The 25888-nt window shown below is 60.0% G+C and carries 21 protein-coding genes; 12 read left to right on the forward strand and 9 right to left on the reverse strand.

Annotated elements, in window-relative coordinates:
* Positions 1–70: 70 nt before the first annotated feature.
* Positions 71–1516, reverse strand: a complete 1446-nt coding sequence (locus U862_RS0105580) for an aldehyde dehydrogenase family protein (RefSeq protein WP_025109483.1) — start codon at positions 1514–1516, stop codon at positions 71–73.
* 59 nt (positions 1517–1575) lie between these two features.
* The gene (gene kdgD / locus U862_RS0105585; protein WP_025109484.1) at positions 1576–2487 is read right to left on the reverse strand and encodes a 5-dehydro-4-deoxyglucarate dehydratase; all 912 of its coding nucleotides are present in this window, start codon (positions 2485–2487) and stop codon (positions 1576–1578) included.
* Between the two features lie 236 nt (positions 2488–2723).
* On the opposite strand from kdgD, the gene U862_RS0105590 reads away from it, so the two are divergent.
* Both U862_RS0105590 and U862_RS0105595 read left to right on the forward strand, forming a co-directional pair.
* The gene (locus U862_RS0105590) at positions 2724–4028 is read left to right on the forward strand and encodes a hypothetical protein (RefSeq protein ID WP_025109485.1); all 1305 of its coding nucleotides are present in this window, start codon (positions 2724–2726) and stop codon (positions 4026–4028) included.
* A gap of 11 nt (positions 4029–4039) precedes the next feature.
* Entirely contained in the window at positions 4040–4228 is a 189-nt protein-coding gene (locus U862_RS0105595; protein WP_025109486.1) for a hypothetical protein, read from the forward strand.
* A 117-nt stretch (positions 4229–4345) separates the two neighbouring features.
* On the opposite strand, the gene U862_RS0105600 is transcribed toward U862_RS0105595, so the two are convergent.
* The 4 genes from U862_RS0105600 to U862_RS0105615 all read right to left on the reverse strand — a co-directional run bounded on the left by U862_RS0105600 (position 4346) and on the right by U862_RS0105615 (position 8929).
* Positions 4346–5095, reverse strand: a complete 750-nt coding sequence (locus U862_RS0105600; RefSeq protein ID WP_177327316.1) for a FadR/GntR family transcriptional regulator — start codon at positions 5093–5095, stop codon at positions 4346–4348.
* Between the two features lie 194 nt (positions 5096–5289).
* Positions 5290–7017 carry an ABC transporter ATP-binding protein/permease gene (locus U862_RS0105605; protein WP_025109488.1) on the reverse strand — a complete coding sequence of 576 codons (1728 nt, stop codon included), beginning with the start codon at positions 7015–7017 and terminating at the stop codon, positions 5290–5292.
* A gap of 96 nt (positions 7018–7113) precedes the next feature.
* Positions 7114–7674, reverse strand: a complete 561-nt coding sequence (locus U862_RS0105610; RefSeq protein ID WP_003221630.1) for a response regulator transcription factor — start codon at positions 7672–7674, stop codon at positions 7114–7116.
* Positions 7667–8929 (reverse strand): ATP-binding protein, encoded by a 1263-nt coding sequence (locus U862_RS0105615; protein ID WP_025109489.1) that lies wholly within the window; start codon positions 8927–8929, stop codon positions 7667–7669. The genes U862_RS0105610 and U862_RS0105615 overlap by 8 nt, the downstream gene beginning before the upstream one ends.
* 313 nt (positions 8930–9242) lie before the next feature.
* On the opposite strand from U862_RS0105615, the gene U862_RS0105620 reads away from it, so the two are divergent.
* Complete coding sequence (locus tag U862_RS0105620) at positions 9243–9962, forward strand: SIMPL domain-containing protein (RefSeq protein ID WP_025109490.1); 720 nt, start codon at positions 9243–9245, stop codon at positions 9960–9962.
* A gap of 189 nt (positions 9963–10151) precedes the next feature.
* Here U862_RS0105620 and U862_RS0105625 read toward each other — a convergent pair whose 3' ends face one another.
* On the reverse strand, positions 10152–10340 hold the full coding sequence (locus U862_RS0105625; RefSeq protein WP_025109491.1) for a hypothetical protein: 189 nt from the start codon (positions 10338–10340) through the stop codon (positions 10152–10154).
* Between the two features lie 783 nt (positions 10341–11123).
* Between U862_RS0105625 and U862_RS0105630 the strand changes: the two genes are divergently transcribed.
* The 9 genes from U862_RS0105630 (at position 11124) to U862_RS0105670 (ending at position 23754) form a co-directional block, all read left to right on the forward strand.
* Positions 11124–12725, forward strand: coding sequence for an ABC transporter substrate-binding protein (locus tag U862_RS0105630; protein ID WP_025109492.1), 1602 nt, complete (start codon positions 11124–11126; stop codon positions 12723–12725).
* Between the two features lie 260 nt (positions 12726–12985).
* The gene (locus U862_RS0105635; RefSeq protein WP_025109493.1) at positions 12986–14611 is read left to right on the forward strand and encodes an ABC transporter substrate-binding protein; all 1626 of its coding nucleotides are present in this window, start codon (positions 12986–12988) and stop codon (positions 14609–14611) included.
* Between the two features lie 301 nt (positions 14612–14912).
* The gene (locus U862_RS0105640) at positions 14913–16511 is read left to right on the forward strand and encodes an ABC transporter substrate-binding protein (protein ID WP_025109494.1); all 1599 of its coding nucleotides are present in this window, start codon (positions 14913–14915) and stop codon (positions 16509–16511) included.
* Positions 16512–16687: 176 nt separating this feature from the next.
* Positions 16688–18100, forward strand: coding sequence for an OprD family porin (locus U862_RS0105645; protein WP_025109495.1), 1413 nt, complete (start codon positions 16688–16690; stop codon positions 18098–18100).
* 78 nt (positions 18101–18178) lie between these two features.
* Positions 18179–19774 (forward strand): ABC transporter substrate-binding protein, encoded by a 1596-nt coding sequence (locus U862_RS0105650; protein WP_025109496.1) that lies wholly within the window; start codon positions 18179–18181, stop codon positions 19772–19774.
* Between the two features lie 73 nt (positions 19775–19847).
* Positions 19848–20858: an ABC transporter permease subunit gene (locus U862_RS0105655; protein WP_025109497.1), complete on the forward strand. Its 1011-nt coding sequence runs from the start codon at positions 19848–19850 to the stop codon at positions 20856–20858.
* 10 nt (positions 20859–20868) lie between these two features.
* On the forward strand, positions 20869–21795 hold the full coding sequence (locus U862_RS0105660) for an ABC transporter permease subunit (RefSeq protein ID WP_003221608.1): 927 nt from the start codon (positions 20869–20871) through the stop codon (positions 21793–21795).
* 10 nt (positions 21796–21805) lie between these two features.
* Positions 21806–22774, forward strand: a complete 969-nt coding sequence (locus U862_RS0105665) for an ABC transporter ATP-binding protein (protein WP_025109498.1) — start codon at positions 21806–21808, stop codon at positions 22772–22774.
* On the forward strand, positions 22774–23754 hold the full coding sequence (locus U862_RS0105670) for a peptide ABC transporter ATP-binding protein (protein WP_025109499.1): 981 nt from the start codon (positions 22774–22776) through the stop codon (positions 23752–23754). The genes U862_RS0105665 and U862_RS0105670 overlap by 1 nt, the downstream gene beginning before the upstream one ends.
* A gap of 200 nt (positions 23755–23954) precedes the next feature.
* On the opposite strand, the gene U862_RS0105675 is transcribed toward U862_RS0105670, so the two are convergent.
* Together U862_RS0105675 and U862_RS0105680 are read right to left on the reverse strand one after the other, a co-directional pair.
* On the reverse strand, positions 23955–24209 hold the full coding sequence (locus tag U862_RS0105675) for a hypothetical protein (RefSeq protein ID WP_025109500.1): 255 nt from the start codon (positions 24207–24209) through the stop codon (positions 23955–23957).
* Positions 24210–24366: 157 nt separating this feature from the next.
* Positions 24367–25596, reverse strand: a complete 1230-nt coding sequence (locus U862_RS0105680) for an MFS transporter (protein WP_025109501.1) — start codon at positions 25594–25596, stop codon at positions 24367–24369.
* Between the last annotated feature and the right edge of the window lie 292 nt (positions 25597–25888).

The raw sequence follows: 25888 nt of genomic DNA on the forward strand, positions 1-25888 counted from the left end.
GCGCGGGTGAATCTTCTTTGGTCTGTCATCTGTGGGGGCTGCAAGCCAGCCCCCACAGCTATTGCAGGTATCAGGAGCCGATGTAGGCAGTTTTCACAACCGTGTAGAACTCTTGCGCATAGCGGCCTTGCTCACGTGAGCCATAGGATGAACCCTTACGGCCACCGAACGGAACGTGGTAATCGACACCGGCCGTCGGCAGGTTGACCATCACCATCCCGGCCTGGGAATGACGCTTGAAGTGGTTGGCGTATTTCAGCGAGGTGGTGGCGATACCGGCCGACAAGCCGAACTCGGTGTCGTTGGCCATCGCCAGCGCGGCGTCGTAATCGGCGACGCGAACAATGTTGGCCACCGGGCCGAAGATCTCTTCACGGCTGATGCGCATCGACGCCTCGCTGTCGGCAAACAGCGTTGGCGCGAGGAAGTAGCCTTCGGTGTCACAGGTCACCAGACCACCGCCGCTGACCACGCGCGCACCTTCGCTCTGGCCGATGTCGATGTACTTCAAGTCCTGTTCCAGCTGCGCTTGCGAGACCACCGGACCGATGTCGGTGCCGGACTTCAGCGCGTGGCCGACCTTGATCGACTGCATGCGCTCAGCCATCGCTGCGACGAACTTGTCGTGAATCCCGGCGGTGACGATCAAGCGGCTCGACGCCGTGCAACGCTGGCCGGTGGAGTAGAACGCGCTCTGCACCGACAGCTCGACCGCTTGTTTGAGGTCAGCGTCGTCGAGAATGATCTGCGGGTTCTTGCCGCCCATTTCCAGCTGCACCTTGGCTTGGCGCGAGACGCAGTTGACCGCGATCTGCCGGCCCACGCCCACCGAACCGGTGAAGCTGATGCCGTCGACTTTCGGGCTGTTGACCAGCGCTTCCCCCACCACCCGACCGCTGCCCATCACCAGGTTGAACACGCCGGCGGGGAAGCCTGCGCGAGAGATGATTTCGGCCAGCGCCCAAGCGCAACCCGGCACCAGATCCGCTGGTTTCAGTACCACGCAATTGCCGTAGGCCAGGGCCGGTGCGATTTTCCATGCCGGGATCGCCATCGGGAAATTCCACGGGGTGATCAGGCCGACCACGCCAAGGGCTTCGCGGGTCACTTCAACGTTAACGCCGGGGCGCACCGACGGCACGTAGTCGCCGGACAGACGCAGGCATTCACCGGCGAAAAATTTGAAGATGTTGCCGGCGCGGGTCACTTCGCCGATGGCTTCGGGCAGAGTCTTGCCCTCCTCCCGGGCCAGCAAAGTGCCAAGTTCTTCGCGACGGGCAAGGATTTCCGAGCCGACTTTATCCAGCGCATCGTGACGGGCCTGAATGCCCGAGACCGACCAGGCCGGGAACGCCGCACGCGCCGCTTCGATGGCCGCGTGCACCTGAGTCAGGTCAGCCTTGGCGTAGTCGCCAATGGTGTCGCTCAACTCGGACGGGTTGATGTTGGCCGAGTAATCGGCACCGGCGACCCATTCACCGTTGATGTAGTTGTCGTAACGCTTGGAATCAGCCACAGAACATTCTCCTCTCTACGCAAAAGCCGCTGATTGCTCAGCGGCCTTGTGGGTCGGTGTTATTGCGCGCCTTGTTTGTCGATCAGCGCGGCGAGCATTTCGTATTCTTCGCCGGTCAGGTCAGTCAGCGGCGCCCGCACCGGGCCTGCGTCATAGCCGGCAATTTTTGCCCCGGCCTTGACGATGCTCACGGCGTAGCCGGCCTTGCGATTGCGGATGTCGAGGTACGGCAGGAAGAAGTCGTCGATGATCTTGCCGACGGTGGCGTGATCTTCACGGGCAATCGCGTGGTAGAAGTCCATCGCGGTTTTCGGGATGAAGTTGAACACCGCCGACGAGTAAACCGGCACGCCGAGGGCCTTGTACGCGGCGGCATAGACTTCAGCGGTCGGCAGGCCGCCGAGGTAGCTGAAGCGATCGCCGAGGCGACGACGGATCGACACCATCAGCTCGATATCACCCAGGCCGTCCTTGTAACCGATCAGGTTCGGGCAGCGCTCGGCCAGACGTTCCAGCAGCGCCGCGTTCAGACGGCAGACGTTGCGGTTGTAGACCACCACGCCGATGTTCACCGATTTGCACACCGCTTCAACGTGGGCGGCAACGCCGTCCTGGCTGGCTTCGGTGAGGTAGTGCGGCAGCAGCAGCAAACCTTTGGCGCCCAGGCGCTCGGCTTCCTGTGCGTACTCGATGGCCTGACGGGTCGAACCGCCGACACCGGCGAGAATCGGCACGCTGCTGGCGCAGGTGTCGACCGCGGTCTTGATGATCTGCGAATACTCGCTGGCCGCCAGGGAGAAGAATTCGCCGGTACCACCCGCCGCGAACAAGGCCGAAGCACCGTACGGGGCCAGCCATTCCAGACGCTTGATGTAACCGGCGCGGTGGAAATCGCCCTGGGCGTTGAAATCGGTGACCGGGAACGACAGCAGACCGGCGGAGAGGATGGACTTCAGTTCTTGTGGATTCATTTTTCGAACACCCTGGGTAGCAACATTTCTTGTGAGTTTTATCGTTCAGCCAGCGCTGAAGTTGTAGGTCATCGTACAACCTAAAAAATAACCGTCAACTGCATTTCATCGTCGCCCGGCATTTTTTGTCAGACAAGATTCTTTCTTGACGTAGGAAAAATCTCGTCTAGGATCGATTTAGCTGTATGTATATACAGTTAAATTGAATCCACCGACGACATATCAAGGAGAAAGAAATGTCCGGACTGCACCCCAAACCACAGGAAAGACCCAAGCCGGTTATCGCCCGTTTCGATGATCTGTTCACCCCAACCGGCATCCACTTCAGCGCCGACAACCCGCATCTGGTGCTGCACATCGCCGACGCCCACAGCGATGTCGAACCGGCCACCGCCGTGCCGGGCAAAGCGCTCAAAGGCAAACCGCAATTACGCTTCGAAGGCGGCGAACACACGGCCATTGGCGACAACACACTGCTGCGCTTCGTCGAAAACGCCGAACCGATCCGCGCGCAAAATGTGCAATTGCACTTGCCTAACGGCCTCGCCCTGACTTACGGCCAAGTCGTGGCGCTGGCCGGAGATTTCTACGCCGTGGTCGACCGGCCGATCAACGAAGGTGCGACCCCGGCCGATCGCCTGAACCGCTTCAACGCTGCATTCGATTCCCTCGCGGTGCTGCCGGCCTCCCGCGCCGAGGCGCCGCAGATCCTCGCGGTCATGCAAAAAGAGATCGACGCGGTTAAACAGGCGATCAAGGATGGCAAACAACCGCACGAAGCCTACGACGCACTAGGAGATACGTTGTCCGAAGAGTGGAACAAACTCACCGGCGGCGGCAGTTTCGTCTCCGCGCTGTTCCCCCTTGGGCGTTACCTGAAACTGGCGGCGAACAACGCCGATCACTTCGGCGAATGGGCAAAACTGGCTTACATCGCCGGCCATACCGCTGCATTGCAGACCGCCGTCGCGGCCCGCGCCAATCACGATGAACAACAACTGGAACGGGCCTACGCAATGAACGCGTTCGCCGACCACTTCCTCACCGACCTGTTCTCCTCCGGCCACCTGCGCGTGCCACGCAAAGAGATGGCCGCGGTGGTGACCCCGAGCGATCTCGGCTCGCTGGTGACCCGTTTCATGCACGACGAAGACAGCAAATTCGGCCTCAAGGTGCGCAATGCTCATGGCGATCAATGGCGCGCCTATGGTGACAAACGCTACTTCGAGGCCAGTGATGCGGACAACCGCACCCAGGTCAATCTGGCGGTGCAGGCCTCGGCGGATGAGATCTTCGCCGCCTACCTCAGCGGCAACGTGCCCGCGCCTTCGGCGTTCGCCGCGCTGCAACGGCTGCCGGACCTGACGGCGGTACTGAATCTTTCCGGCAACTTCTCGCCGCTGTTCCGCGTCGAGGGCGGCAAGGTGCTGCGGCGCAAAGACGTGAACAACCTCAACGATACCGCCACCATCGACGACTGGTGGGGCTGGAGCACGTACCTGCTGCTCAAGGACTACCACCCGACCGGTAACGTCAATTAAGGAGAATCACCATGACGATCAAATTGAAACTGGAACTGGCGTCGGGCCAGTCGCTGCAAGGTGCACCGCTGGAGTTGCTGGCCGACGGCAAGCCGATTGCGCGAGGGGTTGTGGATAAATCGGGAGAAGTGGCGTTTGCTGCCAAGCCTGGTAACGCGAAACTGGCAGTGAGGGTGGATCGTTCGATATTGCCGCGCTGAACTCACCGGCCCCTTCGCGAGCAAGCCCGCTCCCACACTTGAAATGCATTCCAAAGTGGGAGCGGGCTTGCTCGCGAAGGCGGTATATCAATCAACACATGAATTAAATCTGCAAACTCAACCCCGCTGCGCCTGTGCCTCTTCATGCGCCTGACGTAACCGTTCACGGCTATTGGTCAGGTGCAGACGCATCGCCGCCCGCGCCGCATCGGAATCCTGGCGGGCAATTGCTTCGTAGATTTCCTCGTGCTCACGGCTCAGGCGGTTCATGTAGCGCTGCTGATCATCATGGGCCAGCCGCGCCGAATTCAGCCGCGTACGCGGAATGATGCTGGTGCCCAGGTGAGTCATGATGTCAGTGAAGTAACGGTTGCCGGTGGACAGGGCGATTTCCAGGTGAAAGGCGAAGTCCGACGCCACCGCATCACTGGCGTGGGCCACGCTGTCGTTCAGCGCATCGAGGGCCGCGCGCATGGTCGCCAGTTGCTCGGGGCTGCGACGTTGCGCGGCGAGGCCGGCGGACTCCACTTCCAGGCTGATGCGCAATTCCAGAATCGCCAGCACGTCGCGCAGGGTGACCACCGTGGCCGGGTCGATGCGAAAGCCGCTGGGGCTTGGCGTATCCAGCACAAACGTGCCGATACCATGACGGGTTTCCACCTGGCCTGCGGCCTGCAAACGGGAAATTGCCTCGCGCACCACGGTGCGGCTGACACCATGCTCCTGCATGATCGCCGACTCAGTGGGCAGCTTGTCGCCACGCTTGAGCAGACCGTCGCGGATCTGCTCGGTCAGCACCGTCACCAGCTCCTGAGCCAGGCTGCGGCGCTTGCGCGGGAGGCGCGGGGTGTCGATCGGGTTTTCCATGGTCAACGTCTGGTCTCGAAAATTCGGCTTGGTTCGCATCATAGCGCAGGCGGGTTGTACGATCACTGTCGAGTCACAACAGCGCTCCTTGCAGGAGTGAGCCTGCTCGCGATTGCGGTTTCACATTCAACAAAGATGTCGACTGTTGCGCCGTTATCGCGAGCAGGCTCACTCCTACAGAGGCATGGTGGTGATCAGGCGGTCACGGCCTGTTCGACCAGATGCCCGCTGTCGATCCGCACATGCCGCGGATGGAAACGTTTGAGGCTACTGCGATGGCCGACGCTGACGATGCTCAACCCTGGCAACTGATCGATCAGCGCCTGATACAACGTTGCCTCGTCTTCTTCATCCATCGCCGATGTCGCTTCGTCCATGTACAGCCATTGCGGTGCGTAGAGCAGCGCGCGGGCAAAGGCCAGGCGTTGCTGCTCACCCGGCGACAGCATGCGCTGCCAGTGATTGGCTTCATCCAGACGCGCGACCAGGTGCGGCAGACGGCAGGTTTCCAGAACCTCGACGTAACGCTGCGGCGCGTAAGTGTCGCCCGGTTGTGGATAACTCAACGCCTCGCGCAGGGTGCCGATCGGCAGGTACGGTTTCTGCGGCAGGAACAGATACCGCGCCGCCGGCAAGCGGATGTTGCCGTGGCCCGCGGGCCACAAATGCCCCATCGCCCGCAGCAGAGTGGACTTGCCGCTGCCGGATCGGCCGCTGAGCATCACCCGGTCGCCTGGCTCCACTGTCATGTCGGCATTGGTCAGCAGGTGACGACCGTCGGCCAGGTCCAGGCCAAGGTTGTGCACTTTCAGCGCGCTGCCCTGATTCTGCACATCGATGGCCGGGCTGCGGTCTTCGTTGTCGGTCATGGCCTGACGGAAACTCAGCAGACGATCACAGGTAGCGCGCCAGGAGGCGAGGTTCTGGTACGCACTGATGAACCAGCTGAAGCTCTCCTGGACATTGCCGAATGCCGAGCTGATTTGCATCAGCTCACCGAGTTCGATCTTGCCGGCGAGGTAACGCGGCGAGGCCACGATGAACGGGAAGATGATGGCTGCCTGGCTGTAACCGGCGGTGAAGAATGTCAAACGCTTGGACACTTTCATGATGTCCCAGAAGTTATGCCAGACATTGCCGAAACGACCGCTCAAACGACGATTTTCGTTCGGTTCGCCGTTATACAACGCGATGCTCTCGGCATTTTCGCGAATCCGCACCATGGAAAAACGCAGGTCGGCTTCAAAGCGTTGTTGTTGGTTGTTCAGGCCGATCAAGCGACGACCGATCAAGTGCGTCAGCCAGCTGCCCACCACCGCATAGACCAGCACGCACCAGAACATGTAGCCGGGAATGGTGATGCCATAGACTTCGATACTGCCCGACACACCCCACAGAATGATCGAGAACGACACCAGGCTGACGATATTGCGCAGCAGGCCGATCCCCAGCTCAAGGGTATTGGAGGTGAAATTGTTGAGGTCTTCGGAAATCCGCTGATCCGGGTTATCGGTATAACCGCCCTGCTCCAGCTGGTAGTAGTTCTTGTCCGCTAGCCAACGGGAGAAATGCTTTTCGGTCAGCCAGGCCCGCCAGCGAATCGTCAGCATCTGGGTCAGATAAAGCCGGTACACGGCACCGACAATCGCCACCGCTGCAATTGCGCAGAAATACAGAATCAGCTGCCAGAAAGCCGCTTCATCTTTCTTCTGCAGCGCGTTGTAGAAATCCTTGTACCAGGTGTTGAACCACACCGAGATCCCCACGCTGAGCAACGACAGCGCGATCACTGCAATCAGCAATGTCCAGGCCTTGCCCTTCTCTTCGCTGCGCCAGTAGGGCGTGATGATCCCCCACACCTTGCGAAAAAACTGCCCGCGCACAGCATCGTTGACCGCGGAATATTCAGCGTTCTGATTCATGGAAAAGGCTCGATAAAGAAAAGAACAGACACGCACCGATCATAGTTGATCGGTGCGTTTTATCGCGAGGGCTGGCGATGGCCGTTCAGCGCAGGTTCAGCGACGAACCGGGCGCTTCTGCAGTTTGCGCTGCAGGGTGCGGCGGTGCATGCCCAGGGCGCGGGCAGTGGCGGAGATGTTGCCTTCATGCTCCGTGAGCACGCGCTGGATGTGCTCCCATTGCAGGCGATCGACCGACATCGGGTTTTCCGGCACCAGACTGTCGAGGTCGGCGTGTTCGGAGAGCAGCGCAGCCAGTACGTCGTCGGCGTCAGCCGGTTTGCACAGGTAGTTGCAGGCGCCGCGCTTGATCGCTTCGACCGCCGTGGCAATGCTCGAATAGCCGGTGAGGATCACCACGCGCATTTCCGGGTCCAGCTCCAGCAGCTTGGGCAGCAGCACCAGGCCGGAGTCGCCGTCCATTTTCAGGTCCAGCGCGGCGTAATCAGGCAGATCGGCCTGGGCGATGGTCAGGCCTTCTTCGGCCGAACCTGCGGTGCTGACGCGAAAGCCACGGCGGGCCATGGCACGGGCCATCACTCGGGTGAAGGTCGCGTCGTCGTCGACCAGCAGCAAATGCGGCAGTTCTTCGCCTTCGACTTGGATTTCGTCACTCATGTTGGTCTCCTCGGGCGCCGTGAGGCAGGCGCAGCTCGGTGAGCGTGCCGCCTTCCTCATGACTATAGAGTTTCACTGAGCCGCCAGCACGTGTCACGCTGGCCTTGCTCAAAAACAGGCCCAGGCCGAAACCTTTGCCCTTGGTGGTAAAAAATGGTTTGCCGATCTGTTCGGCGATGGCCAGCGGCACACCGGCGCCGTGGTCACGAATACTGATGGTGAGGTTTTCCGCATCCCAGTCCAGCGTCACCTGGAGATTTTCCGGGCAGGCATCGGCAGCATTGTTCAATAGATTGAGCAACGCCTGGGTCAGATCCGGCGGCGGCGCCATGCGCGGCACGCTGCCCTGGCCGAGACGGTGGAAGCGGTAACTGGCTTCCGGACGCATCAGGTGCCAGCGGTTCAGCGCCTCGTCGAGCCATTGGGTGACATCCTGCATTTCTACTGCCAGACGTCGGTTGGCCTCGGCGGCGCGCACCAGTTGTTGCAGGGTTTCCTTGCACAGCTTGACCTGATCCTGCAGCACCTTCAGATCGTCCTGCAGCATCGGGTCGGGATGGTCCTGCTGCATCTCCTTGAGCAACACGCTCATGGTCGCCAGCGGTGTGCCCAGTTCGTGCGCGGCGCCGGCCGCCTGAGTGGCGACCGCGAGCAGCTGCTGATCGCGCAGGCCTTCTTCACGGCGAATGGCCCGCAACTCTTCCTGGCGGCGCAGCTCTTCGGCCATGCGTGCGGCGAAGAAGGTGATGACCGCTGCCGCGAGGGCGAAACTCAGCCACATGCCGTACACCTGCAGGTTCTCACGGGCGATCGGCAGGGTTTCCAGCGGATAGAAACGCGTCAGCATCACCGTGTACAGCGCCAGCGCGATGCCGGACAGAACCACCGAATAACGCCATGGCAGCGTCACCGCCGCAATGGTCAGGGGTACCAGATAATAGGAAACGAACGGATTGGTCGAGCCGCCGGAGAAATACAGCAGCGCACTGTGGATCACCAGATCGCAGGCCAGCTGCAGCGCATATTCAAGCTCGGTCACCGGCCACGAAGTACGCAGGCGCACGGCGGTGAATACGCACAGCAGCGTCGAGCAGCCGAGGGTCATTGCCAGTTGCACCCACGGCAACGGCAGCAGTTGCAGCCAGTAGGCCAGGCCCACGGAGCCCGCTTGCGCGGCCAGCACCAGAGTGCGGATAAAGGTCAGCCGCCAGAGGTTCTGGCGAGTGGCGGAAGTCAGTTGTACGGGGGCGAGCATGAGCTCTCCTGATGAGCGCTCCAGGCGGATCGCACGGAGTATAACCAAGCCACGGCCTTGAGAGGCGAAAGTGCGGCAAACGACCACATGGCGAAAAGAGTTCCGGCAGCTATAAGGGCGCCTTCGCGAGCAGGCTCGCTCCCACCTTTGAAATGCTTTCCCCTGTTGGAGTGAGCCTGCTCGCGAATGGCTGCGCAGCAGCTCCGGCGATCTGTATAGAAGTTGTAACTGGGCGAACCGGATCACAGAAGCTAGAGTCTGATGGTTTCACGCAGGGACGAATCAACACCTGCGCATTATTCAAGGAGCCTTCATGCACACCTTTCGCCGCAGCGCCGCCCTTCTCGCCCTGACCGTCGGCAGTGTCGCCAGCCTTCCGGCCCTGGCCGCCGATGAGCTGCACTACAACCAGATTTCCCTGCGTGCCGAAGTCAGCCAGGAAGTGGCCCGCGACCTGATGATCGTGACGCTCTACACCGAAGAGCAGAACACCGACCCGGCCAAACTCGCCGCCGACGTCAGCACCACCATGAACAAGGCACTGGCCCAGGCCAAGCAAGTCAAGGACATCACCCTGCGCCAGGGCAGCCGCAACAGCTACCCGATCTACGACACCAAGGGCCAGAAGATCACCGGCTGGCGTGAGCGCGCCGAACTGCGCCTGGAAAGCGCCGACTTCGCCGCCCTGTCCAAACTCACCGGCGAACTGCTGACCGACCTGAAAATGGGCGGCATGGACTTCGCCATCGCCGAGCCGACCCGCAAGGCCAGCGAAGACAAACTGCTCAAAGAAGCCGTCAGCGCCTTCAAGGCCCGCGCCCAACTGGCTACCGATGCACTGGGCGGCAAAGGCTACAAAATCGTCAACCTGAACCTCAACAGCAACGGTTATCCACAACCGTACATGCGCGCCCCGATGATGATGAAGGCTGCCGGCATGGCGGATTCGGCACCGGTCACGCCTGACGTTGAGGCGGGCACCAGCCAGGTCAGCCTGACCGCCGATGGCTCGATCGAAGTACTGATGCAGTGATTTGATGTGGACTGAATGAGAAACCGGCGATCAGTGAATGATCGCCGGTTTTTTTGTGCCCGGATTTTGTACTGAATGATCTGCCGCCTTCGCGAGCAGGCCAGCTCCGACAGTTTGAAATGCATTCCCCTGTGGGAGCGAGCCTGCTCGCGAAGAACGATGACGCGGTGCCCCCTGCGAAGCAGAGCATCAATGGTTGTATTGATCACTCGAAATCACATCGACGGCGTGCTGCCAGGCCTCGCCTTCCGTCCCGAACCGCTGACCGTCCAATTTCGTTCCATTACGGTAAACCTGCCACCAGGAGTCGCTGGTCGCAGAGACATGCAGAACTTCGTAGCCACGTCGCTGTGCATCGCTCTTTTGTTCAGGAGTCATGAGTATGTGTCCTTATAAGGATTGGCGTTCCGTTAAAGCCAGGCGCCTGGCGCACATCATGCTCAGCGACAAGCCAGAAACATGCTCAATCAATCGGCGCGGTATATCTACTGTCAGACCTGACAGGTATAGGCGACAGCAATTCTTGCAGGCCAGCCCCCCACTGGAGGCGATTTTTTGTGGGACGGTTCTGGTGATTTGAAACGACTTTAAACAGGCCAGTGTTATTGGGTGACTTGGCGGGCATCTTCGCGAGCAACCCGCGCCCACAGTGGGATTGGGTGTGGTCTGTTAGAGATTGGTCGGCAGGCAGGCAGCCATCGCGAGCAGGCTCACTCCTACAAATGGATCGCATGCAGCCTGCAAGAGAATAGTCGGCTGTCAGGCTAGCTGGCTGGCTCCCACAGTTTTGATTTGTCTAAACCCATGCGACGCAGCCGCCCCATTCAACAGGATGAGCGCAAGCTCGGCTGCAGCTCTTGATCTTGATCCACGGGCGACGTCGGCAGGCTGAGCGGATCGATCCCGGAGCGAAGGGACCCCGAGCCCCAGCGAGCGGGCCGCACGCAGGAGCAAGCCTTTTTGGTTACTTTTTCGGCGTCTGGAAAAAGTGACCCGCCGTAAGGGCGCAACCCCACGCCGCCGTTACCGCAGCAACGGATATGTACACACAGCCCAGATATACCGAGATAGACACCCAAACAAGAAAAACGATATTTCCGAAGCCCCCCAAATCCCCGCTACCCTGAAAACACAACTACCGCCAATCTACCCGGGGACTCCATGCCAAGATCCACCCTCAAACCGCTCCTGATCTCCCTGGCCCTGGCCGCAACCACTCCCATAGCCAACGCAGCCACCACCCTGGTCTACTGCTCCGAAGCCAGCCCGGCCGGCTTCGACCCCAGCCAATACACCAGCGGCACCGACTTCGACGCTTCCGCCGAAACCGTCTTCAACCGCCTCACCCAATTCCAGCGCGGCGGCACCGACATCGAGCCTGGCCTGGCGACCAAATGGGACGTCTCCCAGGATGGCCTGCAATACACCTTCCACCTGCGCCAAAACGTAAAATTCCACACCACGGACTACTTCACCCCAACCCGTGATTTCAACGCTGACGATGTTCTGTTCACCTTTCAGCGCCTGCTCGACCCGGATAACGCCTTCCGCAAGGCCTACCCCGCCGAGTCCCCCTACTTCACCGACATGGGCCTCAACACCACGATCAAATCGGTGGAAAAACTCGACGAAAACACCGTGCGCTTCAACCTCAATAACGTCGACGCCGCGTTCGTGCAAAACCTCGCCATGAGCTTCGCCTCGGTGCAGTCGGCCGAATACGCCGCCCAGCTACTAAAGGAAGGCAAAGCCGCCGACCTCAACCAGAAACCGGTGGGCACCGGCCCGTTCGTGTTCAAGCGTTACCAGAAGGACTCGCAGATCCGCTACGCCGCCAACAAGGCCTACTGGAAACCCGAGGACGTGAAGATCGACAGCCTGATCTTCTCGATCACCCCCGACGCCGCCGTGCGCCTGCAGAAACTCAAGACCGGCGAATGCCAGGTCAGCGGCTACCCGCGCCCGGCCGACATCGAAGTGATGGAAAAGGACCGGAACCTGCGCGTGCTCAAGCAGGCCGGTTTCAACCTCGGCTTCCTCGCCTACAACACCACCCACCCACCGCTCGATCAGCTCAAGGTCCGCCAGGCGCTGGACATGGCCATCGACAAACCGGCGATCATCAAAGCGGTCTACCAGAGTGCCGGCCAACTGGCGCAGAACGCCTTGCCACCGGCGCAATGGTCGTATGACCCGAGCATCAAGGACGCACCGTATGACCCGGTCAAAGCCAAGGCGCTACTCAAGGAAGCCGGGGTTGCACCGGGCACCACCATCAATCTCTGGGCGATGACCGTGCAGCGCGCCTCCAACCCGAATGCGCGGATGTCGGCACAGATGATCCAGCAGGATTGGGACAAGATCGGCATCAAGGCCAACATCGTCAGCTACGAATGGGGCGAGTACATCAAGCGCGCGAAGAATGGCGAACACGACGCGATGATCTATGGTTGGACAGGTGACAACGGCGACCCGGACAACTGGCTCGGCGTGCTCTACAGCTGCGCGGCGGTCAAGGGCAGCAACTACGCCAAGTGGTGCGACCCGGCCTACGACGAACTGGTGCAGCAGGCCAAGGTGACGAGCGACAAGGCGCAACGGGTAAAACTGTATCAACAGGCGCAATTGATCCTTAAACAGCAGGTGCCGATCACCCCGATCGCCAACTCCACGGTGTTCCAGCCGCTGCGCAAGGAAGTGACTGACTTCAAGATCAGCCCGTTTGGCCTGACGCCCTTCTACGGCGTGGGTATAAATAAGTAACACCGAGCCCCAAGGCGGCGCGCACAACGTGACCAATGCACCGTTTTGGGGCTCCATTTGCACCGTAAAAAACGGCCGCAAACGGTCAAATGCGTCAACTATTATACAAATGCGACATTAAGGTACGTTCGTGCCACGCTTTGAGGCCGGCAGTCGCTCTGGATCTTGCATTGGGTATGGCCCCTGCATAAGTATCCGCAGGCACGACTCACGAGGTCGTACCTCAATATTAAAAAATGACAACAAATCATGAGGCCAACATGCTTAAACACGCGGTCATTCCGTTTTTAGTCGGCGCAGGCTTGTTAGCCTCCGCACCTTTCGCATCCGCTGCGACTAACCTGGTGTTCTGCTCCGAAGGGAGCCCGGCCGGTTTTGATCCAGGCCAGTACACCACCGGAACCGACTTCGACGCCTCAGCCGAAACCATGTTCAACCGTCTGAGCCAGTTCGAGCGTGGCGGCACCGCCGTTATCCCGGGCCTGGCCACCAGTTGGGACATTTCCCCGGACGGCCTGACTTACACCTTCCACCTGCGTGAAGGCGTCAAGTTCCACACTACCCCGTATTTCAAGCCGACTCGTGAGTTCAACGCCGACGACGTGCTGTTCACCTTTAATCGCATGATTAACAAGGATGACCCGTTCCGTAAGGCATACCCGACCGAATTCCCGTACTTCACCGACATGGGGATGGACACCAACATCACCAAGATCGATAAAGTCGACGACCACACCGTCAAGTTCACCCTCGCCCAGGTTGACGCCGCGTTCATCCAGAACATGGCCATGAGCTTCGCCTCGATCCAGTCCGCCGAGTACGCTGCCCAGCTGCTCAAGGAAGACAAGGCTGCCGACATCAACCAGAAGCCGATCGGCACTGGCCCGTTCGTGTTCAAGAGCTACCAGAAAGACTCGAACATCCGTTACACCGGCAACAAGGACTACTGGAAACCTGAGGACGTGAAGATCGACAACCTGATCTTCGCCATCACCACCGACCCGTCGGTGCGTATCCAGAAACTGAAAAAGAACGAGTGCCAGGTCACTCTGTTCCCGCGTCCGGCGGATCTCGCGGCGCTCAAGGCCGACAAGACCCTGAAGATGCCTGACCAGGCCGGTTTCAACCTGGGCTATATCGCCTACAACGTGATGGACAAGGTCAAGGGCAGCAACGAGCCAAACCCGCTGGCTGACCTGCGCGTGCGTCAGGCGCTGGACATGGCAGTGAACAAGCCACAGATCATCGACTCGGTTTACCAGGGCGCTGGCCAGTTGGCCGTCAACGCCATGCCGCCGACCCAGTGGTCCTACGACACCACCATCAAGGACGCCAAGTACGATCCTGAAAAAGCCAAGCAACTGCTCAAGGAAGCTGGCGTCAAGGAAGGTACCGAGATCGTTCTGTGGGCGATGCCGGTTCAGCGTCCGTACAACCCGAACGCCAAGCTGATGGCTGAAATGCTCCAGTCCGACTGGAAGAAGATCGGCTTGAACGTGAAGATCACCAGCTACGAGTGGGGCGAGTACATCAAGCGCTCCAAAGGTGGCGAGAACCAGGCCATGATCATTGGCTGGAGCGGTGACAATGGTGATCCGGACAACTGGCTGAACGTGCTGTTCGGCTGCGACTCGCTCAGCGGCAACAACTTCTCCAAGTGGTGCGACAAGAAGTTCGACGGCCTCGTCAAAGAAGCCAAGCGCACGACCGACCAGGCCAAGCGCACCGAACTGTACAAACAGGCGCAACACGTCCTCAAAGATGCAGTCCCAATGACACCTATCGCTCACTCGACGGTGTACCAACCCATGCGCGCCAACGTGCAGGACTTCAAGATCAGCCCATTCGGCTTGAATTCCTTCTACGGCGTCAGCGTCAGCAATTAAGCCATTGCAACGGCGACGTTCATGACGTCGCCGTTGTTTTAGCTGCCGGGAAGTCAGGAATTTGCCTACAGCCAATTCCGCTGCAGATGACTGCAGCGGCAGAGGACGTGTCGCCTTTTCCTACGAGTTTTAAGGCAATTACGCATTTACTGCCAGACCCACGGCCCCTACCGTCGGGTTCTGACCAGTCTCTGTGTGGGCCACCGGCTTGCCGTACGTACTGGATTGAGCTCAATGCAACCTCAACTTCCCTGGACGGGATCGCGGTGCATTGGACAACACTACAAAAAGAGGGAGCGTCATGCGCCATACCTTGGTTTTTTCCGCATTGCTGGGTGCCGGTCTGTTGGCCGCCACCTCCGCCAGTTACGCCGCCAGCAAGAGCCTGGTGTTCTGCTCCGAAGGCAGCCCGGCGGGTTTTGATACCGCGCAATACACGACGGCGACCGACAACGACGCCGCCGAGCCGCTGTACAACCGCCTGGTCGAGTTCGAAAAAGGCGCGACCAACGTCGTACCGGGTCTGGCAACCAAGTGGGATATTTCCGAGGATGGTCTCAAGTACACCTTTCACCTGCGTGAAGGTGTGAAGTTTCATACGACGCCGTACTTCAAACCGACACGCGATTTCAACGCCGACGACGTGCTGTTCACGTTTAACCGCATGCTCGATCCGCAGCAGCCATTCCGTAAGGCTTATCCGACAGAATTCCCGTATTTCAACGGGATGAGCCTGAACAAGAACATCGCCAAGGTCGAAAAGACCGGGCCGCTGACCGTGGAGTTCACGCTCAACAGCGTCGACGCCGCGTTCATCCAGAACATCGCCATGAGCTTCGCCGCCATCCTGTCCGCCGAATACGCCGACAAGCTGCTGGCCGAAGGCAAGCCGAGCGACATCAACCAGAAGCCGGTCGGTACCGGGCCGTTCGTGTTCAAGAGCTATCAGAAAGACTCGAACATCCGTTACACCGGGAATAAACATTACTGGGACCCGAGCCGGGTCAAACTCGACAATCTGATCTTCGCGATCAACACCGATGCGTCGGTCCGCGTGCAGAAGCTCAAGGCCGGCGAATGCCAGATCACCCTGCATCCGCGCCCCGCCGATGTTGAAGCCCTGAAAGCCGACCCGAAACTGCAACTGATTTCCAAGCCGGGCTTCAACCTTGGTTACATCGCCTACAACGTACGCCACAAGCCCTTCGACCAGCTCGAAGTGCGCCAGGCGCTGGACATGGCGGTGAATAAACAAGGGATTCTCAACGCTGTTTATCAAGGCGCCGGGCAACTGGCCGTCAACGCCATGCCGCCGACCCAGTGGTCCTACGACGACAGTATCAAGGACGCCGCCTACAACCCGGAAAAAGCCCGCGAGCTGCTCAAGGCTGCCGGCGTCAAAGAAGGCACCGAGATCACCCTGTGGGCGATGCCGGTACAACGTCCCTACAACCCGAACGCCAAACTGATGGCCGAAATGCTCCAGGCTGACTGGGCGAAAATCGGTCTGAAAGTGAAGATCGTCAGCTACGAATGGGGCGAATACATCAAGCGCACCAAGAATGGCGAACACGACATCAGCCTTATCGGCTGGACCGGTGACAACGGGGACCCGGACAACTGGCTGGGCACCCTGTACAGCTGCGACGCCATTGGCGGCAACAACTACTCCATGTGGTGCGACCCGGCGTACGACAAGCTGATCAAAGAGGCCAAGGTCGTCACAGACCGCGACCAGCGCACCACGCTTTACAAACAGGCTCAGCAGTTGCTCAAGCAGCAAGTGCCGATCACGCCTGTCGCCCACTCGACGGTCAACCAGCCGTTAAGCGCCAGGGTTGAAGGGTTCAAAGTCAGCCCCTTCGGTCGCAACGTATTCTCGGGCGTCAGTATCGATTAACCCAACCGATTAGCCGCAACGCTGAGGGGGGCCGTCTATCCCCCTCACGCAAGCGCTTTGCCGAAATTCGCCGATCCGGCCTTTTGCAAACGTTTGCGATGTGTGAATGAGTTCTAAACCAATAACCGGCCAACCCAAAAAAGCCGGCATAAAAAGAAAGTAAAGGAGCTTCACCCATGAAACTGAGCAGCACCGCGATACTGGCCTTGGCCATCAGCAGCATCACCGCCTCGGCTTATGCCGAGGAACAGAGCCAGGCGTTCACCCCGGTGACCGTCAACGAGAAAAGCGCCCAGGCTGACGCCACCGGTTTCCTCGAAGGTTCGACAATCAGCGGCACCACCCGTAACTGGTACGCCAACGAGCAACTCAAGCGCGGTGGCAAGTTCACTTACCGCAAGGACGGCGTCGCCACCCCGACTGACCGTCGTATCAACTGGGTGCAGGGCACCATCGTCAACTTCAACTCTGGCTTCACTCAGGGCACCGTCGGTGTCAGCACTGAAATAGCCGCCTACAACGCCGTGGCGCTGGAGCGTGATCGCAAGGATCTGGCCGCCAACAACGGTGGTGCACCGGGTTCGCGTCCGGGCGCAGGCAACAACCGTACGCTGACCAAAGAAGGCGGCGACGCTGAAGGCCAGTGGAGCAAACTGGGCCTGGCCAACGTCAAGTTCCGTGTGTCGAACACCACTCTGACCGCCGGTCGCCAGAACTTCAGCACCCCGATCGTCGACACCATCGGCAACCGTGCGCTGCCTTCGAGCTTTGAAGGTGTGAGCCTGCACAGCGAAGAACTGAACAACCTGTCGTTCGACGCCGGCAGCTTCGACCGCGTATCGCCGCGTACCGAAGAGAGCCTGTCGAAGTTCCGCTCCGAGTACACCAACAACAAAGCCGAGACCGATCGCGTAAGCATCGTCGGCCTGAACTACCAGCCGCTGAAAAGCCTGAAGACCAGCCTGTACGCCTCCAAGGTTGAAGACTTCTGGAACCAGTACTACTTCGGCGCCACCCATGAACTGGGTGACAGCAACATCGTGAGCCTGACCACCGGCCTGAACTACTACAAGACGGTCGATACCGGCAAAAAAGAGATGGGCGAAATCGACAACGACACCTACTCGCTGTCGTTCGGCCTGACTCACCAGGCCCACAGCCTGACCTTCTCGTACCAGGCCATCAATGGCGACGAGTACTTCGACTACCTGCACGAAACCAACGGCATCTACCTGGCCAACTCCCTGCTGTCCGACTTCAACGGTCCGAACGAGAAATCCTTCCAGGTCGCCTACGGTCTGAACATGGCCGAATACGGCGTGCCAGGCCTGAAGTTCAACATCTACCAGGCGCGCGGCTGGGGCATCGACGGTACTCACTACACCGGCACCGCGTACGACGTACGCAACATGGACGGTGAGCACCACTATGAATACGGCATCGGTGCTACCTATGCGGTACAGAGCGGTCCACTCAAGGCGACCACCATTCGTGGCACCTACACCGCTCACCGCGCCAGCGAAAACCAGTCTGACGGCAGCATCAACGAGTTCCGTCTCGTGACCACTGTTCCATTCAACATCCTGTAAAAAACGCCAACCGACGGCTGACTCATGAAGAGTCGGCCGTTCGGTTTTTTGTCTTCAACCGATTGCAGAGGGTTATCGATGAAAATGCTTCCCCTACGTGCGGCCGTCGCGGCTGCGTTGTTGAGCGCCGCCATCGGCGTCTCGGCCAAACCCTTGGTGGTCTGCACCGAAGCCAGCCCGGAAGGCTTCGATATGGTCCAGTACACAACTGCAGTCACGGCGGACGCTGTGGCCGAAACCATCTTCAACCGTCTGGCGGACTTCAAGCCCGGCACTACCGAAGTGATTCCGGCACTGGCCGAATCCTGGGACATCAGCGAAGACGGCCTGACCTACACGTTCCACCTGCGCAAAGGCGTCAAGTTTCACACCACCGAATACTTCAAGCCGACCCGCGACATGAACGCCGACGACGTGGTCTGGAGCTTCCAGCGTCAACTGGACCCGAATCACCCGTGGCACAAACTGTCGAGTGTGGGCTTCCCGTACTTTGAGAGCATGGGCTTCAAGGAACTGCTGAAAAACGTCGAGAAAGTCGACGACAACACCGTCAAGTTCACCCTGACCCGCCGCGAAGCGCCATTCCTGGCCGACATCGCGATGGCGTTCTCCTCGATCTACCCGGCCGAATACGCCGACCAGTTGCTCAAGTCCGGCAAGACCGGCGACCTGAACAACAAGCCTGTCGGTACCGGCCCGTTCATCTTCCAGCGTTACGCCAAGGATGCGCAGGTGCGCTTCAAGGCCAACCCGGACTACTTCCGTGGCAAGCCGCCAGCCGACGCGCTGATTCTGGCGATCGCCACCGACAACAACGTACGTCTGCAGAAGCTCAAGGCCAACGAGTGCCAGGTTGCGCTGTATCCGAAACCGGATGACATCCCGAGCATCAAGAAAGACAGCAACTTGAAAGTCGATGAGCTGGACGCGATGACCGTCTCGTACATCGCGATGAACACCCAGCACAAATACATGAGCGACGTGCGCGTGCGTAAGGCCATCGACATCGCCTTCGACAAGGAAGCCTACGTCAACGCGCTGTTCGGCAAAGGCAACGCCTCGGTGGCGGTCAACCCGTACCCGCCGACGCTGCTGGGCTACAACCACGACCTGAAGAACCCGCCACGCGACCTCGACAAGGCCCGCGCCCTGCTCAAGGAAGCCGGCGTTCCGGAAGGCACCGTGTTTACCCTGTTTACCCGTAACGGCGGTGGCCCGACCAACCCGAACCCGATGCTCGGCGCACAGATGATGCAGGCTGACCTGGCGAAAGTGGGCATCAAGGTCGACATCCGCGTGATGGAATGGGGCGAGATGCTTAAACGCGCCAAGAACGGCGAGCACGACATGGTGTCGGCCGGATGGGCGGGCGACAACGGCGACCCGGATAACTTCCTGACGCCTATGCTCAGTTGCGAGGCAGCCAAGAACGGCGAAAACTACGCTCGCTGGTGCAACGAGAAATTCCAGGCGCTGCTGGACGAAGCACGGGCTAAAGTAGATCCGGCCGAACGCGCGAAGCTCTACGAACAGGCCCAGGTGTTGTTTAATCAGGACCAACCGTGGATCAGCATGGCCCACACCCGGATGTTTACCGCAATGCGCAACAACGTAGAGGGTTATCACATCAGCCCTCTGACAACCAATAACTTCGCCACCACCCAGGTGAAGTAGATAAGAAACTCCCGGCCTCCCTGATCCCAGGGTCGCCGGGCACGCCTAACCGGCTGATGAGGTACCACACAAGATGTTTAGTTTTATTGCCCGCCGACTGGGGTTGTTGATCCCCACGTTTTTCGGCATCACCCTGCTGACTTTCGCGTTGATTCGCATGATCCCTGGCGACCCCGTGGAAGTGATGATGGGCGAACGTCGGGTCGACCCCGAAATGCACGCTCAGGCAATGGAACGCCTTGGTCTGAACAAGCCGTTGTATGCCCAATACCTGGACTACATCGGCAAACTGGCCCACGGCGATCTCGGCGAGTCCCTGCGTACGCGTGAGAGCGTATGGACCGAGTTCACCTCCCTCTTCCCGGCGACCCTGGAACTGTCCATGGCCGCCCTGCTGTTCGCCGGTGTCCTGGGCCTTCTGGCCGGGGTGATTGCGGCACTCAAGCGAGGATCCCTGTTCGACCATGGGGTGATGGGCATCTCCCTGGCGGGGTATTCGATGCCGATCTTCTGGTGGGGCCTGATCCTGATCATGTTCTTCTCGGTGAGCCTGGGCTGGACCCCGGTTTCCGGGCGGATCGACCTGCTCTACGACATCGAGCCGCGCACCGGTTTCATGCTGATCGACACGCTGCTGGCCGATGACATGGGCGCGTTCCTCGACGCCCTGCATCACCTGATCCTGCCGGCCATCGTGCTCGGCACCATTCCGCTGGCAGTGATCGCGCGAATGACCCGTTCCTCGATGCTCGAAGTACTGCGCGAAGACTACATCCGCACCGCACGGGCCAAAGGCCTGTCGCCCTCGCGCGTGGTGTTCGTGCACGGCCTGCGCAACGCGCTGATCCCGGTACTGACCGTGGTCGGCCTGCAAGTCGGCACACTGCTGGCCGGCGCGGTCCTGACCGAAACCATCTTCTCCTGGCCCGGCATCGGTAAATGGCTGATCGAAGCCATTGGCGCCCGGGACTACCCGGTCGTACAAAACGGCATCCTGTTAATCGCCTGCCTGGTAATTCTGGTCAACTTCGTAGTGGACATCCTCTACGGCTTTGCCAACCCACGCATCCGTCATCAGCGCTGAGGTCCATACCATGAGCACTCCAACATCCTCAGTAGCCACTTCCGCCCCGAGCGCGGATCAAAGCCTGCTGTACCCGTCGCCGTACAAAGAATTCTGGCAAGCCTTCTCCAAGAACAAGGGCGCGGTTGCCGGCCTGTTGTTCATGCTGCTGGTGATTTTCTGCGCGATCTTCGCGCCGTGGGTCGCGCCGCATAACCCGAGCGAGCAATACCGTGACTTCCTGCTGACTCCACCGGCGTGGCTCGAAGGCGGGCAGATGCAGTTCCTGCTCGGCACCGATGAACTGGGTCGCGACCTGCTGTCGCGCCTGATCCAGGGTTCGCGCCTGTCGCTGCTGATCGGTCTGTCGTCGGTGGTGATGTCGCTGATCCCGGGGATCCTGCTGGGTCTGTTTGCCGGTTTCTTCCCGAAAATGATCGGCCCGACCATCATGCGTCTGATGGACATCATGCTGGCCCTGCCGTCGCTGCTGCTGGCCGTGGCGATCGTCGCCATCCTCGGCCCTGGCCTGATCAACACCGTGATCGCCATTGCCGTGGTATCGCTGCCGTCCTACGTGCGTCTGACCCGTGCCGCCGTGATGGGCGAACTGAACCGCGACTACGTGACCGCCGCGCGCCTGGCCGGTGCCGGTCTGCCACGCCTGATGTTCATCACCGTGCTGCCCAACTGCATGGCACCGCTGATCGTACAGGCCACCCTGAGTTTCTCTTCGGCGATTCTCGACGCTGCGGCGCTGGGCTTCCTTGGCCTTGGCGTACAACCGCCAACCCCTGAGTGGGGCACCATGCTGGCCTCGGCCCGCGACTACATCGAACGCGCCTGGTGGGTAGTGAGCCTGCCGGGTCTGACCATTTTGCTCAGCGTGCTGGCAATCAACTTGATGGGCGACGGTCTGCGCGATGCGCTGGACCCGAAACTCAAGAACGCCGCCTGAGGAGATTCCCATGTCACTGCTAGAAATCAAGAATCTCAACGTCCGCTTCGGCGACAAGAACGCGACCCCGGTGGTCGATGGCCTCGACCTGAAGGTCGACAAAGGCGAAGTACTCGCCATCGTTGGCGAGTCGGGTTCGGGTAAATCCGTGACCATGATGGCGCTGATGGGGCTGATCGAGCATCCCGGCATCGTCACCGCCGACTCGCTCAGCTTCGACGGCAAGGACATGCTCAAGCTGAGCAATCGCCAGCGTCGGCAGATCGTCGGCAAAGACCTGTCGATGGTCTTCCAGGACCCGATGACCGCGCTCAACCCAAGCTACACCGTCGGTTTCCAGATCGAGGAAGTGCTGCGCCTGCACCTGAAAATGTCCGGCAAGCAAGCGCGCAAACGTGCGATTGAACTGCTGGAAAAAGTTGAAATCCCGGGCGCTGCCAGCCGTATGGATGCTTACCCGCACCAACTGTCCGGCGGCATGAGCCAGCGTGTGGCAATTGCCATGGCGATTGCCGGCGAACCAAAACTGCTGATCGCCGACGAACCGACCACCGCACTCGACGTGACGATTCAGGCACAGATCATGGATCTGCTGCTGGCGTTGCAGAAAGAACAGAACATGGGCCTGGTGCTGATCACTCACGACCTCGCGGTCGTGGCTGAAACCGCCCAGCGCGTGTGCGTGATGTACGCCGGCCAAGCCGTAGAAGTCGGTCAGGTACCGCAACTGTTCGACATCCCGGCTCACCCATACAGCGAAGCGCTGCTCAAGGCGATTCCCGAGCACAGCCTGGGCGCCTCACGCCTGTCGACCTTGCCGGGCATCGTTCCGGGCCGTTACGACCGTCCGCAGGGTTGCCTGCTGTCGCCGCGCTGCCCATACGTGCAGGACAGCTGCCGCGCGCAGCGTCCAGGCCTGGATCCGAAAGCCAACAGCCTCGCCCGCTGCTTCTACCCGCTGAACCAGGAGGTGGCGTAATGGCCGTCGTACTTACCGCCCGCGACCTGACCCGTCACTACGAAGTCTCCCGTGGCCTGTTCAAGGGCCACGCGACCGTGCGCGCCCTCAACGGCGTGTCGTTCGAGCTGGAAGCCGGCAAGACCCTCGCGGTTGTAGGCGAATCGGGCTGCGGCAAATCCACCCTGGCCCGTGCCCTGACCCTGATCGAGGAGCCATCGTCCGGCTCGCTGAAAATCGCCGGCCAGGAAGTCGCCGGTGCCGACAAGGCCCAGCGCAAGCAACTGCGCAAAGACGTGCAGATGGTGTTCCAGAGCCCGTACGCGTCGTTGAACCCACGGCAGAAAATCGGTGATCAACTGGCCGAGCCGCTGCTGATCAACACCAACCTGTCGGCCACCGAACGTCGCGAGAAAGTTCAGGCGATGATGAAACAGGTCGGCCTGCGTCCCGAGCACTACCAGCGCTATCCGCACATGTTCTCCGGCGGTCAGCGCCAGCGTATCGCCCTGGCCCGGGCGATGATGCTGCAACCCAAAGTGCTGGTGGCGGATGAACCGACCTCGGCGCTGGACGTGTCGATTCAGGCGCAGGTGCTGAACCTGTTCATGGATCTGCAACAAGAGTTCAACACCGCTTACGTGTTCATTTCGCACAACCTCGCGGTGGTGCAACACGTGGCGGATGACGTGATGGTGATGTACCTCGGTCGCCCGGTGGAATTGGGTCCGAAAAACGACATCTACGAACGTCCGTTGCACCCTTACACCCAGGCGCTGCTGTCGGCGACCCCGACCATTCACCCGGACCCGAACAAACCGAAAATCAAGATCGTCGGCGAACTGCCTAACCCGCTCAATCCGCCAGCTGGCTGCGCGTTCCACAAGCGCTGCCCGTATGCCACCGAGCGTTGCAGCACTGAAGAGCCGGCATTGCGCCAGCTCGACAGCCGGCAGGTGGCTTGCCACTACGCCGAACAGTTCCTCGACGGCGCCGCCTGATAACGGCGGACGAAATTGTGGGAGCGGGCTTGCTCGCGAATGCGGTGTGACGGTCGAAGATGAACGTGACTGATTCACCGCTTCCGGGAGCAAGCCCCCTCCCACAAGAGACTTGAGTTGTAGCCAAAGCGTTAACCAAACCCCTTCGCCCTCGATTGCGCATCAGTCGGGGGAAGAAGGGGTTTTCTTTTGCCTGCGATTTACGACTGGCTGTCGCCATCATCATCGTCAGTGTCTGGCTCGTCAGTGGTCGAATCATCATCGTCCTTGCTGCCACCCTGATCCTGATCACCTGGTTCGGATTCGGACTTGGCCAGCACGATCACACCACCGTGCCCATGCGCTGCATTGAAACCCTGCTGAGGACTGGCGGTACTCGCCCAGGCTGCAGACGTACCCAGTGACAGCATCACCAAAACCTTAAGCAACAGCACAATGCGTTGAAAAATGCTCATAGCTGATTCCATCCTTTCGTGGTTGTAGCCTGGGGTGCCGATCCGGCGCTGAATGAAATCTAGTTCCGATCAGCCCGGTTCACCAGATAGGACGCTAACGAGTCCCCGGAAATGCCCCGGTTTGGCAGATCACTTGTGAATAATCGCTATAACCGAATCAGCTAAGCGAGGTCACGCCTTTGCGGACAGCAAGCACCTTGGCCCGGGTTGATGAGCGTGTCGCAAGGTAGACCAACGGCAAGGTCATCAGCGCCAGCGTCGCACTGGCAAACCACACGCTGTGGCCGCCGAAGTGCCCATACAGCTGACCACTCAACACCGGCGACAGCAATGCGCTCGCACTCCAGCTCATGAAAAACAGGCCAAAATACTGGCCGCTTTTACCGCCCTGCGCGTGTTGCATGACCAGTACATTCATCGGCGGCATGAAAAAAGCTTCACCCAATGTCCAGATCACCGTCGACAAACACACATAAAACAATCCAGAGCCAAACGGCAACATTCCCAACCCGACGGCCAGCAACACACAACCCGCCAGCAATTGCCGACGCGAGCCCCAACGCTCGCCCCAGTGCGCCAATGGAATTTGCAGCGCCACCACCAGCATCGCATTGAGCCCGAACTGCCAGCCGATGGCCTCGGTGCTCAGGTGGTAGTAGTCGCGTAGATAATTGCCTAGCGTGCTGTAGACGGTATCGAAGGCCATCCCGAGCAACACCGCCGCCGCCAGTAGCCAGAGAAACGCCGTGTCGCGCAACGGCACGCCAGTGCCAGCCTCGGGAACCTCATCGGGCTCGAGTACCGCGCGGCGCCAGGTAGTACGCACAAACCAGAGCAACGCCAACAGCGTCATCGCCGCACTGGCAAAAAACACCCAGCGGAAATCCGTCTGCGCCAACACCCCGCCGGCAATACCGGCGGCGGCCATGCCAAGGTTACGCGCCACCCGGCTCAAGGCTTGAGCGCGCGGGCGCTGCGCAGGCTCGCAGTACTCCATGATCAAGCGCTGGTGCAACGTCCGAATCGCGCCATCGATCGTGCCGCTGAGCAACAGCAACCCGGCCAACAGCGGCACCTGCGTCACCAGCCCGAGCAGAATCAGCACCCACACGGAAACGAAAAACAGCGCCGCCGTCAGCCGCGCCGTCCGCACATGGTCACTGAGCAGCCCGCCGAGCATCGAACCGACCAACAACCCCGCGCCGTAAGCCGACAACAGCCAGCCAACCGTCTCGATCGCCAGTCCCAGCTCCTGACGCAGATACAACGCCATGAACAGCTTGACCATGCTGCTCAGCCGATTGATGAACAGCAACGCCGCGAGCACCCAGGCCATCAGACTGAAATAGCCGTTGGGGCGAAGCAGATGGACGAGGTTGCGCGTCATTCCTTTGACCTCTCAAAGCGACTTGCGTGGACCTGGAACACTAACGGTCAACGACCCGGTTGTCGCGCTCAAGAACATCGTGAACACAAAAAACAGAGCCGCCCTACAAGCCCCTGTAGGAGCTGGCGCAGGCTGCGATCTTTTGAAGATCAAAACATCGTAGCCTTCAGTCGCTGAATTCGATTGAGAGTTCTCAGTTGGAAAATGGCTGGCTGTTGGGCCGCTTTCGCTGGCAGGCCAGCTCCCACAGTTGGATTGGGTGTGTTCAGTTTGGGGGTGGTCGGCTCGTAGG

The organism is Pseudomonas sp. H1h (genome assembly GCF_000633255.1).
Taxonomy (GTDB): domain Bacteria; phylum Pseudomonadota; class Gammaproteobacteria; order Pseudomonadales; family Pseudomonadaceae; genus Aquipseudomonas.

Bases quoted from the DNA above. Each gene is read 5' to 3' on its own strand.
- U862_RS0105675 (WP_025109500.1), bottom strand. From the start codon at position 24,209: ATGAGCATTTTTCAACGCATTGTGCTGTTGCTTAAGGTTTTGGTGATG.
- U862_RS0105595 (WP_025109486.1), top strand. From the start codon at position 4,040: ATGACGATCAAATTGAAACTGGAACTGGCGTCGGGCCAGTCGCTGCAA.
- U862_RS0105635 (WP_025109493.1), top strand. From the start codon at position 12,986: ATGCTTAAACACGCGGTCATTCCGTTTTTAGTCGGCGCAGGCTTGTTA.
- U862_RS0105615 (WP_025109489.1), bottom strand. From the start codon at position 8,929: ATGCTCGCCCCCGTACAACTGACTTCCGCCACTCGCCAGAACCTCTGG.
- U862_RS0105655 (WP_025109497.1), top strand. From the start codon at position 19,848: ATGTTTAGTTTTATTGCCCGCCGACTGGGGTTGTTGATCCCCACGTTT.
- U862_RS0105670 (WP_025109499.1), top strand. From the start codon at position 22,774: ATGGCCGTCGTACTTACCGCCCGCGACCTGACCCGTCACTACGAAGTC.
- U862_RS0105630 (WP_025109492.1), top strand. From the start codon at position 11,124: ATGCCAAGATCCACCCTCAAACCGCTCCTGATCTCCCTGGCCCTGGCC.
- U862_RS0105660 (WP_003221608.1), top strand. From the start codon at position 20,869: ATGAGCACTCCAACATCCTCAGTAGCCACTTCCGCCCCGAGCGCGGAT.
- U862_RS0105645 (WP_025109495.1), top strand. From the start codon at position 16,688: ATGAAACTGAGCAGCACCGCGATACTGGCCTTGGCCATCAGCAGCATC.
- U862_RS0105650 (WP_025109496.1), top strand. From the start codon at position 18,179: ATGAAAATGCTTCCCCTACGTGCGGCCGTCGCGGCTGCGTTGTTGAGC.
- U862_RS0105665 (WP_025109498.1), top strand. From the start codon at position 21,806: ATGTCACTGCTAGAAATCAAGAATCTCAACGTCCGCTTCGGCGACAAG.
- U862_RS0105605 (WP_025109488.1), bottom strand. From the start codon at position 7,017: ATGAATCAGAACGCTGAATATTCCGCGGTCAACGATGCTGTGCGCGGG.
- kdgD (WP_025109484.1), bottom strand. From the start codon at position 2,487: ATGAATCCACAAGAACTGAAGTCCATCCTCTCCGCCGGTCTGCTGTCG.
- U862_RS0105680 (WP_025109501.1), bottom strand. From the start codon at position 25,596: ATGACGCGCAACCTCGTCCATCTGCTTCGCCCCAACGGCTATTTCAGT.
- U862_RS0105620 (WP_025109490.1), top strand. From the start codon at position 9,243: ATGCACACCTTTCGCCGCAGCGCCGCCCTTCTCGCCCTGACCGTCGGC.
- U862_RS0105590 (WP_025109485.1), top strand. From the start codon at position 2,724: ATGTCCGGACTGCACCCCAAACCACAGGAAAGACCCAAGCCGGTTATC.
- U862_RS0105600 (WP_177327316.1), bottom strand. From the start codon at position 5,095: ATGGAAAACCCGATCGACACCCCGCGCCTCCCGCGCAAGCGCCGCAGC.
- U862_RS0105640 (WP_025109494.1), top strand. From the start codon at position 14,913: ATGCGCCATACCTTGGTTTTTTCCGCATTGCTGGGTGCCGGTCTGTTG.
- U862_RS0105625 (WP_025109491.1), bottom strand. From the start codon at position 10,340: ATGACTCCTGAACAAAAGAGCGATGCACAGCGACGTGGCTACGAAGTT.
- U862_RS0105610 (WP_003221630.1), bottom strand. From the start codon at position 7,674: ATGAGTGACGAAATCCAAGTCGAAGGCGAAGAACTGCCGCATTTGCTG.